The following is a 12,915-nucleotide window of genomic DNA, read 5'->3' on the forward strand; positions in this document are numbered from 1 at the left end:
CACAAGACCACAATGAAGGTTCGTCCGGTACCTTTGGTGGCATTGTCTCTGACCATTGATGTTCAGCGTACGGCCCAGGATGCGGGCACTCTCATTGCGGAATTTCCGGTTGAGGACGCGGGGTATCTGATCGGTTCTATTTATACCGTCATGCTGCCGACGGCGCTGCGCTCTGAACTGGGCGCGTATTACACGCCGCCTCCGCTGGTCACTCGTCTGCTCGACTTGGCAGAACAGGCAGGGTTCGATTTCACGCACGGCACCGCCATCGATCCGGCGTGTGGCGGCGGAGCGTTTCTCGCGCCGGTCGCGCTCCGTATGTGGCAGCGTGATGAGGGTGCTTCGCCCGAGTGGACCTTCCGGCGGATCGCGAAGCGGTTGCGAGGGATCGAGATTGACCCGTTTGCCGCCTGGATGACCAGGGTTCTTCTGGAAGCCGCTCTGATGCCCCTGTGCATTGCTGCCAAGCGTCGGCTTCCCGATGTTGTGACCGTCGCCGACGCGCTACGGTCCTCGGACGTTGGGACGTTCGATCTAGTGATCGGCAATCCGCCGTACGGGCGGGTAACGCTGGATGAATCTATGCGTAATCACTATGCCCGGTCGCTGTACGGTCATGCGAACCTGTATGGGCTCTTCACTGACTTGGCAATGCGTCTGGCGAAACCCGACGGCGTAGTGGCTTACCTGACGCCCACCTCGTTTCTCGGCGGCCAATACTTTAAGGCGCTCCGTCAGCTCCTCACTGACGAGATGAAGCCCGTCGCGTTCGACTTTGTTGCGGACCGCGATAATGTGTTCGACGACGTGCTCCAGGAGACGCTGCTGACCGCGTATACCCGCAAGGCCCATGACGAGCAGCCGGTGGTGTCGGTGGTAGTGCCGAAGGGGTTGAACGCCGCCAAGGTCGAACGCATCGGGAGGGTTACACCGACGACCGGTGGCGATCCTTGGTTGCTGCCGCGAACCACGGCCGACGCATCGTTCCTGAATGCCATCGCGGCGATGCCGACCCGCTTGGCGGACCTCGGTTATACGGTGTCGACCGGTCCGCTCGTTTGGAACCGGCACAAACCGCAACTCCGTACCGAAGCAGCCAACGACACGTTACCGATCATATGGGCTGAGTCGGTGACACCTAAAGGCTTCGGTTTCAGCGCGGACCGGCGTAACCACGTGCCATTCATCCACGTTCACAACGATCAACCACACCTGATCACGAGGAAGTCGTGCGTCTTGGTGCAACGGACGACCTCGAAAGAGCAAAACCGTCGTTTGCTGGCTGTGGTTTTGCCACAGCAATTCCTGGACAAGATGGGTGGCGCAGTCGTGGAAAACCACGTCAACATGGTTTTAGCCCCCGCTCTTGGGTTGGCGCATGTCAGACCCGAGACGATCAACGCACTGCTGAACACGGAAGCGGTCGACCGCGCGTTCCGTTGTATCAGTGGAAGCGTGGCAGTGTCGGCGTACGAGTTGAATGCATTGCCTTTGCCAACCATTGAGCAAATGGCCGCTTTAGAAGAAGAAATTGACACGGGCGCATCGAAGCAACACATCGAGTGTATCGTTGCCGGCTTTTACGGAGTCAGTCAACAGTGACGCTTTGCGCCATACCACCACTTGCCATCATTGTCGAGCGTCTGCCGCACATCTTTCCAGACGGAACCGAACACCGAAATTACGTCGTCCGAGAAATGGCCGCGCGCACCATCTACGTGATGTTCTACGCCGGCGCAGTGGAAGGTGGCGACGAATGGATACGTCCGAGTCAGGTCACTGACATGAATGACGAACAGGCGGCAAAGACCGACGAGGACAGCCGACGGGCTTGGATCGCCAACTCCATGTCGACGAAGAAGATACGCCCACCAGATGCCTGGTATGCGGCCAACAGTCGGGAACCCGTTCGAGACGAAACGATCCGGACGGGCTTCATTCCTTGCCGGGCTATCATCGAGCGCAGCGGCGTGCCAACCACTTCATCCAAGCCAAAGTACGCATTGAACGCTGGATTTGCTGAGTTGTTCGCCCCCGCCCTGACTGGCGACGCACTCGACAGTGCCATCACCGCGTGGCAGGCTGCGCATCTTTCGAAGGCTGCCATGTCGCGTCTTCGCCTGATGAAGCAAGGTGCCACCGCTGCCAAGGACGCGGTATCCGTCACGTTCCCCAACGGCGAAATCCGTTCGCTGAAGCCGGGACCGTCGAGCGTGATAGCGAGGGCGGTCATCGAAGTTTTTGCGCCACGGTTTCTGAAGCAGCCGACCGTCCTTTGGTTGTCGGAGTCGGGCAACAAGGTGGTCGCACGTGACGAAGAGCTTGCCAATGCGCTTGGACTGAAAATCGATGCGAGCAAAGCATTGCCGGACATCATTTTGGTCGATCTGGGTGCAGACCCAGGTGGCACAGACATGTTGGTCGTTTTCACCGAAGTGGTGGCGTCGGACGGTCCGATCAACCGAGAGCGCAAGGTTGCTCTGACGACGATGGCGCTCGAAGCGGGCTTTGATGAGCGCCATCTTGCGTTTCTGACGGCGTACCTTGATCGTTCGGGGCAACCGTTCCGCAAGAGCATTTCCGAACTGGCATGGGGCTCGTATGCCTGGTGCGCTTCCGAGCCGGAGCACATTATGGAATTGTGGGCGGGCAACGCACGGAAGTTGTCCGATGGAGCATTCGAGTAGCATCCCTCTCCCGATAGCGTCTCAATGCTCGTGCGGATGGCGATGAATCGGATCGACCCAGTAGACCGTTTCCGGCGCTTCGACGGCGTCGATGTTCAGGTTCACGACCACGGCTTCGTTGTCGCTGCGCACGAGCACGCATTCGAGTGGATCGTCGGTACTCGCGTTGATCTCCTGGTGCGGCACGTAGGGCGGCACGAAGATGAAGTCGCCGGGGCCCGCTTGCGCGGTGAACTCGAGGTGCTCGCCCCAGCGCATGCGCGCGTGGCCGCGCACCACGTAAATCACGCTTTCGAGCGCACCGTGATGATGCGCGCCCGTCTTCGCGTTCGGATGGATCGTCACGGTGCCGGCCCAGATCTTTTGTGCGCCCACGCGCGCCGCGTTGATCGCGGCGGCCCGGTTCATGCCGGGCGTTTGCGCCGTGTTCGTGTCGAGCTGGTCGCCGCGAATCACCTTGACGCCGTTCTCGCGCCAGTCGGGTGTGTGCTCGTGATCGTGCCCGGGATCGTGCGCATGGTCGTGATCGTGGTCGTGACTCATCGAGATGTCTCCAGTGAAAAAAGCCCGCCCCAGACGGGACGGGCTTCGAGCCCCGCGCCTCGCGTGCAGACGAGGCGCGGCGAGCGTCCTATTGCTTCTTCGAGCTGATGACCGCCTCGGCCACGTTTTGCGGCGTTTCGGCGTAGTGCTTGAACTCCATCGTGTAAGTGGCGCGGCCCTGCGTGAGCGAGCGCAGCGACGTGGAGTAGCCGAACATCTCCGAGAGCGGCACCTCGGCGCGCACGATCTTGCCGCCGCCGCCCGCGATGTCCTCCATGCCCTGCACGATGCCGCGCCGGCTGGAGAGGTCGCCCATCACGTTGCCCATGAAGTCCTCGGGCGTCTCGACTTCGACGGCCATCATCGGTTCGAGCAGGATCGGCTTGGCCTTGCGCATCGCTTCCTTGAAGGCCATCGAGCCGGCCATGCGGAACGCATTCTCGTTGGAGTCCACGTCGTGGTACGAGCCGAACGTGAGCGTCACCTTCGTGTCGACCACGGGATAGCCCGCGAGCACGCCGGCCTTGAGCGTCTCCTGAATGCCCTTGTCGACGGCCGGAATGAACTCGCGCGGAATCACGCCGCCCTTGATGGCGTCGACGAATTCGTAGCCCTTGCCCGGCGGCTGCGGCTCGAGCGTAATGACCGCGTGGCCGTATTGCCCGCGCCCGCCCGATTGCTTGACGAACTTGCCTTCGACATCTTCGACCTTGTGCTTCACGGTCTCGCGATACGCCACCTGCGGCTTGCCGACGGTTGCTTCGACGTTGAATTCGCGCCTCATGCGATCGACGAGAATTTCGAGGTGCAGCTCGCCCATGCCCGAGATGATGGTCTGGCCGGATTCCTCGTCGGTTTGCACGCGGAACGACGGGTCTTCCTGCGCGAGCCGATTGAGCGCGATGCCCATCTTCTCCTGGTCGGCCTTGGTCTTCGGCTCGACGGCCTGCGAGATCACGGGCTCGGGGAAGATCATCTTTTCGAGCACGATGGCATGCGCCGGATCGCAGAGCGTGTCGCCCGTCGTCGCTTCCTTCAGGCCCACGGCCGCCGCGATGTCGCCCGCGCGCACCTCCTTGATTTCCTTGCGCTCGTTCGCGTGCATCTGCAGGATGCGCCCGAGGCGCTCCTTCTTGTCCTTGGTGGCGTTGAGCACCGTGTCGCCCGAATTCACCACGCCCGAATAAACGCGGAAGAAGATCAACTGGCCGACGAACGGGTCGGTCATGATCTTGAACGCGAGCGCGGAAAACGGCTCGTCGTCGCTCGGGTGACGCTCGATCTCCTGGTCGTGGAGGTCGTGGCCGAGAATCGCGGGCACGTCCACGGGCGAGGGCAGATAGTCGATCACGGCGTCGAGCATCGCCTGCACGCCCTTGTTCTTGAACGCGCTGCCGCAGAGCATCGGCACGATCTCGTTGGCGATCGTGCGCTTGCGCAGCCCGGACTTGATCTCTTCCTCGGTCAGGCTCTCGTGGTCGTGGAGGTACTTATCGAGCAGCGTTTCGTCGGCTTCGGCGGCGGCTTCGACCATTTTTTCGCGCCACGCGTGCGCAAGCTCGATGAGATTGGCGGGAATGTCCTCGTACTCGAACTTCACGCCCTGGCTCTCGTCGTCCCAGACGATCGCCTTCATCTTCACGAGATCGACCACGCCCTGGAAGTGGTCTTCGGCGCCCACCGGAATCTGGATGGGCACGGCCAGGCCCTTCAGGCGCTCGCCGATCTGCCGCTGCACGCGGAAGAAATCCGCACCGACGCGGTCCATCTTGTTGACGAACGCAATGCGCGGCACCTTGTACTTGTTCGCCTGGCGCCACACGGTTTCCGATTGCGGCTGCACGCCGCCCACGGAGTCGTACACCATGCAGGCGCCGTCGAGCACGCGCATGGAGCGCTCGACTTCGATGGTGAAGTCGACGTGCCCCGGGGTGTCGATGATGTTGATGCGATGCTCGGGGTAGTTGCCGGCCATGCCCTTCCAGAACGCGGTGGTCGCGGCCGATGTGATGGTGATGCCGCGTTCCTGTTCCTGCTCCATCCAGTCCATGGTCGCCGCGCCGTCGTGAACCTCGCCCAGCTTGTGATTCACGCCGGTGTAGAAGAGGATGCGCTCGGTCGTCGTGGTTTTGCCGGCATCGATGTGAGCGCTGATCCCGATGTTGCGATAGCGCTCGATGGGAGTCTTGCGAGGCACGGTGATCTCCTTGGAATAACGCGCCATGGAAAGTGCCGGGCGGCGCGCGGCGCGGCCTGCGCGCGGTCCGGCGGTCCGCGCGGCGGCGTGCTCGGGGTGTTGCAGCGTGCTTTGAGCAGGCGCGCGCCGCGCGGCGGATTACTAGGATAGCGCTTGCGCGGCGCTTTTGCTGAACGGGTGTCAGAGCCCGAAAAGGCCGCTCGCCCAAGGCGTCGTGGTGTGGCGAGACGCGGGCGCGGGCGCAAAAAAACCGGCGCCGCGGACTGCGGGGGCCGGCTCGTGTGTGTATCGGTGGGCTGACGACGCCAGATCGAACGTGCCAGGTCGAACGAACCTGAGCGACGAACCTGAGCGACGAACCTGAGCGACGAACCTGAGCGACGAACCTGAGCGACGAACCTGAGCGACGAACCTGAGCGACGAACCTGAGCGACGAACCTGAGCGACGAACCTGGCCCGACGAACCTGAGCGCCTACTGCAGCGGCGGCAGGCCTTGCATCTTCATGCCGGGCTTGATGCCCTTCGTCGTGAACCAGCCCTTGCTCATTTCGAGCGCGTAGGTGCCGTTATTGCGCGGGCAGTGGTTATTGGTGGTTTCGGCCTGCATTTCGTCGATGTCCGTGATCGTGCCGTCAGCGCGCATGAACGCGATCGACAGCGGGATCAGCGTGTTCTTCATCCAGAAGCAGTGCACGGCGTTCTCGCCGAATGCGAACAGCATGCCTTCGTTCGGCGCGAGCTGCGTGCGATACATGAGGCCTTGCTCGCGGTCGGCGTCATTGGCGGCCACGGCGGCGTCGATGACGAACATGCCTGCCGTGAGTTTCACGTGCGGAAAGTCGCCGGGCTGCTTGGCGCCGGGCGGCATCTGCTGGGCATGCGCGACGCTGCTGGTGGCGGCCGTCGTGAACGTGAGGGCCGCGATGGTGCCGACCACGGCGAGCGGCAAAGCGACGGCGAGCGTGCAACGCGCGATGAGCGGGCGCAGGGAAAATCGCACGAGTAGGCTCCTTGCTTGAGAATAATCCGCGCATGTTACGCGAGTACGTCAACGCGGGTCAAAACGTGCAGCGACCTCGTGGCCGCAGCGCGTTCAACGCTTGATGGGCAATGCAAAAACAAAAAGGCAGAGCGCCTTGCGACACTCTGCCTTTCAACCGCGGTGAAGATCGGCGCGATGCGCCGTTCTTCGATGCGTCTTTCAGCGAGCTTACTCCGAAGCTGCCGAAGCGGCTTCAGCCTTAGCTGCCTTCTTGTGCGACTTCTTGTGCGACTTCTTGTGCGTAGCCTTGTGAGCCGGTGCCGAAGCAGCAGCAGCCGGAGCTGCCGATGCCGGAGCAGCAGCTTCCGGAGCCGAAGCTTGTGCGAATGCAGCCGTTGCGAAGAGGCCAGCGACCAGAGCAGCGATCAGTTTGTTCATGTTGTGAATCCTCAGCTTGAGTTAATTAACCAAGTGACCCGGTTATTGGAGTCAGGTCGGTAAACGTGCCATCCACCTTTCGGTTGACAGTCACGATCGACAAATTCGGAACAAATTCGCGACCATATCTGTCAGCGGTCGGGACCGTGCATTGCTACACGAGGACCCGGAAGGCTGAATGCCGGATAGCTTCGGGCGGCATCTGCGTGAAATAACGCATGGTTTCGCGAACCGGTTGACGCGAAATATTTATTTGCTTCGTCTTGCGCCAGATTTGCACGGCAACACGCCGATACGCGGCGCATGCAACAAGGCGCGAACGAGCGAAAAGTGCTTGCGCAACAGTCACTTGTGCGCGGCACGCGTGGGTGTCGCGCGGCGCCAGGGGGCATCGGTGGGGACCTCGACACTCGCGCCGGGGACGAGTCCCAGAGAAAAAATATCGAGCGAACCGATTGCCACGCGCACGAGACGCAGCGTGGGAAATCCCACCGCCGCGGTCATGCGCCGTACCTGGCGGTTCTTGCCCTCGCTGATGGCGAGTTCGATCCACGTGGTCGGAATCGCCGCGCGATAGCGAATGGGCGGTGTGCGCGGCCACAGGAGATCGGTGTCGGCATCGGCGATTTTTTTGGCGCGGCAGGGCTGCGTCACGAAATCGCCGAGATCGACGCCGCGCTCGAGCGCCGCGAGCGCGGCGTCACCGGGCGCGCCTTCGACCTGTGCCCAGTAACGCTTCACGAGCTTGCGCCGCGGTTCGGCAATACGCGATTGCAGCGCGCCGTCGTCGGTGAGCAGCAGCAGGCCTTCGCTGTCCGCATCGAGACGGCCGGCTGGATAGACGCCCGGCGTCTTGACCCAGTCCGCAAGCGACTGGCGCGTTTCGTGCGGCGAGAACTGGCAAATCGTGCCGAACGGTTTGTTGAGAGCGATCAAGCGCATGACGAAGAGGGCAAAAGGGGCAAGCGTGCCGACGAAAAATGAAAAGTGGAAATCAGGGTGCGCCGCGATATTAATGCATAACGCGCCACGTTGAGTGGTGAGTCTTATATAAGACATAAAACATGCGCAAAACATGCGCGTTGGGCGGCGGGCGCGAACCGGCATCGGGCTGTGAGGCCGTCACCGCCACCTGCGCGTTGCAGCGCAGTATGAACGCGCCGCGGAGCCGACGGCCCGAGCGCTCGGGGCGTGGGCTAGAATAACGACCAGACCCTGGTGCCGCCGCACACAGCCGGCCTGCCGTCAAGCACATACTGTTTTTCGATTCTCTTCGCGGTCGACAGACCGATCCCCCTACTGGAGTTGATCATGCCGTATCAGCACATTAAGGTCCCGGCCAGCGGTGAAAAGATCACCGTCAATCCGGATTTTTCGCTCAATGTCTCCGATCAGCCGATCATCCCGTATATCGAGGGCGACGGTACCGGCGTCGACATTACTCCGGTCATGCTCAAGGTGGTCGACGCGGCGGTCCAGAAAGCCTACGCGGGCAAGCGCAAGATTCACTGGATGGAGATCTACGCGGGCGAAAAGGCCACGCGCGTATATGGCCCTGATGTGTGGCTGCCCGACGAGACGCTTGAGGTCGTGAAGGACTATGTCGTGTCGATCAAGGGCCCGCTCACGACGCCGGTGGGCGGCGGCATCCGCTCGCTGAACGTGGCGCTGCGCCAGCAGCTCGACCTCTATGTGTGTCTGCGTCCGGTGCAGTACTTCAAGGGCGTGCCGTCGCCGGTGCGCGCACCTGAGAAGGTCAACATGGTGATCTTCCGCGAGAACTCGGAAGACATCTACGCGGGTATCGAGTGGCCGGCGGAATCGGAAGGCGCGAAGAAGATCATCAAGTTCCTGCGCGAAGAGATGGGCGTCTCCAAGATCCGCTTCCCGGACAGCTCGGGTCTCGGCATCAAGCCGGTCTCGCGCGAAGGTACGGAGCGTCTCGTGCGCAAAGCGATCCAGTACGCGATCGACAACGAGCGCCGTTCGGTGACGCTCGTGCACAAGGGCAACATCATGAAGTTCACCGAGGGCGCGTTCCGCGACTACGGCTATGCGCTCGCGCAGAAGGAGTTCGCGGCGGAACTCATCGACGGCGGCCCCTGGATGAAGGTCAAGAACCCGAAGACGGGCGGCGACATCGTGATCAAGGACGTGATCGCCGATGCTTTCCTACAGCAGATCCTGCTGCGCCCGGCCGAATACGACGTGATCGCCACGCTGAATCTGAACGGCGACTACATCTCGGACGCGCTGGCCGCGCAAGTGGGCGGCATCGGCATTGCACCGGGCGCGAACATGTCGGATTCGGTGGCGATGTTCGAAGCCACGCACGGCACGGCGCCGAAGTACGCAGGCAAGGATTATGTGAATCCGGGCTCGGAGATTCTTTCCGCTGAAATGATGCTGCGCCACCTCGGCTGGACGGAGGCGGCGGATCTCATCATCGCTTCGATGGAGAAGTCGATTCTGCAGAAGCGCGTGACCTACGATTTCGCGCGGCTCATGGAAGGCGCGACGCAAGTGTCCTGCTCGGCCTTCGGCCAGGTGATGATCGACAATATGTGATGCAGTCGATGTACACGAATACCCCGGCGACCGAAAAGGCTGCCGGGGTTTTTTGCTTCGGAATTATCTGCTTTCAAGCACGATGAATTCTTAGTCGACGAGTCGCGTAATCTTTTGCCCTTGTACGCCTAGGCCCGCCATCAGGCCGGACTGCCCATAGATGAATGCATAGACATCCGCCTTCTCGGTGGTGGTCGTGATGTCCTTGGCCGCGCCCGAATTGGAGACGACGACGGTCGGGCCCATGCCGACTGCCCAGCCATCGGCCTTGTTAAGGCCTTGAATTGCTTCCGGTGTCATCAGGATCATGGCTTCCGAATAGTCCTGTGCGCCCACTTGCAGGCAGCACGACACCGCCGCGACGCTGTAATAGCCCAGTACCTTCGCACCGTCAGCCGAGAACAACACGCCCTTGCCGCCTTCTCCGCCGATCAACAAGCCCGCCTTCACGACGCTTGGAAAGACCAGAATGCCCGCGGCATTGGTGCTGAGTTCCGTCGCATTCTTCGAGTTCAAATAGAGCTTGCCCAGGGCTGCACGCGCCGCCTGTTCGAGCTGCGCGCGCGCAGTTGCTTCGCTGGCGGGCGAGGCGGTGTTGGAGACCGTGGTCGAGCAGGCGGCAACGAGCAGCGCGGAAAGCAGCGCGGCGATGCGCAGGGGTCTGAGAGACATGGTAGTGACGCTCCGTTTTTGTTTGGATGGCGCTCGTCAGGGCATTCCGTTTCCGGGCGCGGGCGAGACGGCGCAGATCTTATCGAGCAGTCCTGCATATTTCTTTGTTGTACTCACGGCATGCAGTGCGATCTGGGGCGCATTACGAGGCCGACTGTGCGCTATCATGACGCGCATCAATTGCGCTCATTTGCTGTCTTGTTTCGCATGACGTTCCTGTGCCGTCTCCTCCTCGCTGGCCTGTTCGCGCTCTTTGCCATGAGCGGCGCCAGCGCATGCGAGCCCGTGCAACGAGGCGCGGTCCCATCGCCGGTCTCGTTTGCCGCGCACGAAGTCGCGGCAAACGCTCATTGCGGCGTCATGGAGCATGCAAGCCCGCATAGCGGTTGTGCCGGCCACGCGAGTGGCTGTGCTACTGGCTGCTGCGCGCATTGCGCCGCACCGCCTGGCGGCACGCGCGTCGCTGCGGGCGTGCCAAGGCATTCCCCACGCTTTGCTCCTGCCGCCGCACTGCGCGCGGGCATCACCCACGCGCCTCCGCTACCGCCTCCCATCGTCTGAACGCGGGCACTCCTTCGTCTCATGATGCGGGGGCGGCCCGATGCATGCCCGAGGGGCTTCGTCGTGCGGTGTGACGCATGCGAAGCCAAAGGCCGTACGCGCGGCGCGCTGTCTTTGCGCGTCGCGTCGTCAGGTGTGTTTGAGGAATTCATCGATGAAACGCAGAACTTTTTTGTCCGGCGCGCTGAGCGCCGCCGCGGCATCGCTGTTTGCGCGCCCGGTCTTGGCCCAGCAGCGCGGGCATGCGATGTCCGGCATGGCGGACATGGGCGCCATGATGCACGCGCAGGCGCCGCTCGCGGCGCCTGACGCCTTGCCCGCCGGCGCGCCGCTGGCGATGTTGCGCACGCTGGCGAACGAGAGCCGCGAAGCGGGGCATTTTCGCGCGACGCTGATCGCCCGGCCCGTGGCGCGGCCGTTGCTCGCCGGTCAGCCGGCGACCACCTTCTGGCAATACGACGCGGGCGATGCGGACGATGCGAGTGACAAGGCCAATGGCGCCGGCCCCGTGATCGGCCCGTTGATCGACGTGCGCGAAGGCGACACCGTCGAAATCCGCTTCGTCAACCGACTGCCGCAGCCGTCCACGATTCACTGGCACGGTCTGCCGGTGCCGCCCGATCAGGACGGCAATCCCATGAACCTCGTGGCGCCCGGCGCCGAGCGCGTCTACCGGTTCACACTGCCCGAGGGCAGCGCCGGCACCTACTGGTATCACCCGCACCCGCACATGCTCTCGTCCGAGCAGGTGTTTCGCGGGCTCGCGGGCCCGATCATCGTGCGTGCCGCGAATGATCCGCTTGCCGCGTGGCCGGAGCGCCATGTATTCGTCTCCGACCTCAAGCTGGCCGCCGACGGCACGATTCCCGCGAACGGCATGATGGACTGGATGAATGGCCGCGAGGGCCAGTTCGTGCTCGTGAACGGCGCGCGTGAGCCGCGCATCGAAGTCGTGCGCGACGAGCGCTGGCGCGTCTGGAACGGCTGCAACGCGCGTTATGTGCAGCTCGCGTTCGACGATGGCCGCGCTTTCGCGCTGGTCGGTACCGATGGCGGCCTGCTCGCCGCGCCACGCGAGGGCGTGACCTCGCTGTTGCTCGCGCCGGGCGAGCGCGCCGAGCTGATCGTGCGCGCGGGGCAGGGCGCGTCGAGCGCGCGCCTGATTGCCGCGCAGTACGACCGGCGCAAGATGGCGATGTCACACGGCAGCTTGCCGCCTGCGCCGTCGATCGCGCTAGCTCAGGTGCGATTCGCGCCGCAGGGCGAGGCGCCGGCATTGCCCGCGCAACTGCGTCCGATCGCACCATTGCTGCCGCGTGGCGCGGCCGTGGCAGCGCTCGCGCAAAAATCGGTGGTGTTCAGCGAAGCCATGGACATGCATGCGATGCACCAGCCAGGCGCATCAAGATCGGGTATGCCACACGGCATGCAATTCATGATCAACGGCGAGACCTACGATCCCGAACGCATCACGTTCACGAGCCGCCGCGGCGAGGTCGAGCACTGGACGATTGCGAACCGCACGGACATGGATCATCCGTTCCATCTGCACGGTACGCAGTTTCAGGTGATCGCGCGCGAGACGGGCACAACGACGGGCACAACTACGGGCACAACTACGGGCACAACTACGGGAACGACGGGCGCCACGCGCGTGGACGAGCCGTATCTCGCATGGCGCGATACCGTCAACGTAAAACCGGGAGAAAGCGTGCACATCGCGACCGTGCAGCACGCTGCGGGCGAGCGCATGTTCCATTGCCACATCCTCGAGCACGAGGACCTCGGCATGATGGGCACGCTGCGCGTGATCTAGCGCCCCAAAAAAGAAACCCGGCCGAAGCCGGGTTTCTCAGGTACGGGTACCGAACAGATCAGGCTGCAGCCTGAATGTTCGATGCCTGTTTACCCTTCGGGCCTTGCACGACCTCGAAGCTCACCTTCTGACCTTCTTTGAGGGTCTTGAAGCCATTCATCTGGATGGCCGAAAAATGAGCAAACAGATCCTCACCGCCTTCGTCCGGCGTGATGAAGCCAAAACCCTTCGCGTCGTTGAACCACTTAACCGTACCGGTTGCCATACCAACTTCCCCTGTAACTCATGTCACTACCAAGAGCAGTTCGAAAAGCTAAACGATCGCATGTTGCGAGCGCCCCCTCCTCACAAGCTCACCAACGGCATTTTTTCGAAAATAAAGGCGGTTGAAAAAAGTGCCAGCTTGATTGTTGGGGCTCTTTATTCTGCTGTCAAGAATATTTTGAGACG

Annotated in this window: 11 protein-coding genes; 4 read left to right on the top strand and 7 right to left on the bottom strand. The window is 62.4% G+C overall.

Features of this window, described 5'->3' with window-relative positions:
- The first annotated feature begins 12 nt into the window (after positions 1-12).
- Together L5014_RS06300 and L5014_RS06305 are read left to right on the top strand one after the other, a co-directional pair.
- Positions 13-1,602, top strand: coding sequence for an HsdM family class I SAM-dependent methyltransferase (locus tag L5014_RS06300; RefSeq protein ID WP_238462717.1), 1,590 nt, complete (start codon positions 13-15; stop codon positions 1,600-1,602).
- Positions 1,599-2,687 carry a BsuBI/PstI family type II restriction endonuclease gene (locus L5014_RS06305; protein ID WP_238462718.1) on the top strand — a complete coding sequence of 363 codons (1,089 nt, stop codon included), beginning with the start codon at positions 1,599-1,601 and terminating at the stop codon, positions 2,685-2,687. Before L5014_RS06300 ends, L5014_RS06305 begins: the two co-directional genes overlap by 4 nt.
- 21 nt (positions 2,688-2,708) lie before the next feature.
- Here L5014_RS06305 and L5014_RS06310 read toward each other — a convergent pair whose 3' ends face one another.
- The 5 genes from L5014_RS06310 to L5014_RS06330 form a co-directional block, all read right to left on the bottom strand.
- On the bottom strand, positions 2,709-3,230 hold the full coding sequence (locus L5014_RS06310; protein ID WP_238462719.1) for a cupin domain-containing protein: 522 nt from the start codon (positions 3,228-3,230) through the stop codon (positions 2,709-2,711).
- Positions 3,231-3,318: 88 nt separating this feature from the next.
- Positions 3,319-5,427: an elongation factor G gene (fusA, locus tag L5014_RS06315; protein ID WP_238462720.1), complete on the bottom strand. Its 2,109-nt coding sequence runs from the start codon at positions 5,425-5,427 to the stop codon at positions 3,319-3,321.
- A 473-nt stretch (positions 5,428-5,900) separates the two neighbouring features.
- Positions 5,901-6,428: a DUF192 domain-containing protein gene (locus L5014_RS06320; RefSeq protein WP_238462721.1), complete on the bottom strand. Its 528-nt coding sequence runs from the start codon at positions 6,426-6,428 to the stop codon at positions 5,901-5,903.
- A gap of 210 nt (positions 6,429-6,638) precedes the next feature.
- Positions 6,639-6,848 (bottom strand): hypothetical protein, encoded by a 210-nt coding sequence (locus L5014_RS06325; protein WP_238462722.1) that lies wholly within the window; start codon positions 6,846-6,848, stop codon positions 6,639-6,641.
- A gap of 345 nt (positions 6,849-7,193) precedes the next feature.
- The gene (locus L5014_RS06330) at positions 7,194-7,790 is read right to left on the bottom strand and encodes a pseudouridine synthase (protein ID WP_238462723.1); all 597 of its coding nucleotides are present in this window, start codon (positions 7,788-7,790) and stop codon (positions 7,194-7,196) included.
- A gap of 369 nt (positions 7,791-8,159) precedes the next feature.
- Here L5014_RS06330 and icd point away from each other — a divergent pair, with 369 nt between their 5' ends.
- Complete coding sequence (gene icd / locus L5014_RS06335; protein ID WP_238462724.1) at positions 8,160-9,416, top strand: NADP-dependent isocitrate dehydrogenase; 1,257 nt, start codon at positions 8,160-8,162, stop codon at positions 9,414-9,416.
- A gap of 90 nt (positions 9,417-9,506) precedes the next feature.
- Here icd and L5014_RS06340 read toward each other — a convergent pair whose 3' ends face one another.
- Positions 9,507-10,088, bottom strand: coding sequence for a lipid-binding SYLF domain-containing protein (locus L5014_RS06340; protein ID WP_238462725.1), 582 nt, complete (start codon positions 10,086-10,088; stop codon positions 9,507-9,509).
- 715 nt (positions 10,089-10,803) lie between these two features.
- Here L5014_RS06340 and L5014_RS06345 point away from each other — a divergent pair.
- Positions 10,804-12,465 carry a multicopper oxidase family protein gene (locus tag L5014_RS06345; RefSeq protein WP_238462726.1) on the top strand — a complete coding sequence of 554 codons (1,662 nt, stop codon included), beginning with the start codon at positions 10,804-10,806 and terminating at the stop codon, positions 12,463-12,465.
- Between the two features lie 58 nt (positions 12,466-12,523).
- On the opposite strand, the gene cspD is transcribed toward L5014_RS06345, so the two are convergent.
- Entirely contained in the window at positions 12,524-12,730 is a 207-nt protein-coding gene (gene cspD, locus L5014_RS06350; protein WP_017776809.1) for a cold shock domain-containing protein CspD, read from the bottom strand.
- Between the last annotated feature and the right edge of the window lie 185 nt (positions 12,731-12,915).

Source organism: Paraburkholderia tagetis (genome assembly GCF_022213065.1).
Lineage (GTDB): Bacteria > Pseudomonadota > Gammaproteobacteria > Burkholderiales > Burkholderiaceae > Paraburkholderia > Paraburkholderia tagetis.

What these genes read in the sequence shown, in the direction of transcription:
- L5014_RS06330 (WP_238462723.1), bottom strand. Translation starts at nt 7,790, where the DNA reads ATGCGCTTGATCGCTCTCAACAAACCGTTCGGCACGATTTGCCAGTTC.
- L5014_RS06325 (WP_238462722.1), bottom strand. Translation starts at nt 6,848, where the DNA reads ATGAACAAACTGATCGCTGCTCTGGTCGCTGGCCTCTTCGCAACGGCT.
- L5014_RS06310 (WP_238462719.1), bottom strand. Translation starts at nt 3,230, where the DNA reads ATGAGTCACGACCACGATCACGACCATGCGCACGATCCCGGGCACGAT.
- icd (WP_238462724.1), top strand. Translation starts at nt 8,160, where the DNA reads ATGCCGTATCAGCACATTAAGGTCCCGGCCAGCGGTGAAAAGATCACC.
- L5014_RS06300 (WP_238462717.1), top strand. Translation starts at nt 13, where the DNA reads ATGAAGGTTCGTCCGGTACCTTTGGTGGCATTGTCTCTGACCATTGAT.
- cspD (WP_017776809.1), bottom strand. Translation starts at nt 12,730, where the DNA reads ATGGCAACCGGTACGGTTAAGTGGTTCAACGACGCGAAGGGTTTTGGC.
- L5014_RS06340 (WP_238462725.1), bottom strand. Translation starts at nt 10,088, where the DNA reads ATGTCTCTCAGACCCCTGCGCATCGCCGCGCTGCTTTCCGCGCTGCTC.
- L5014_RS06345 (WP_238462726.1), top strand. Translation starts at nt 10,804, where the DNA reads ATGAAACGCAGAACTTTTTTGTCCGGCGCGCTGAGCGCCGCCGCGGCA.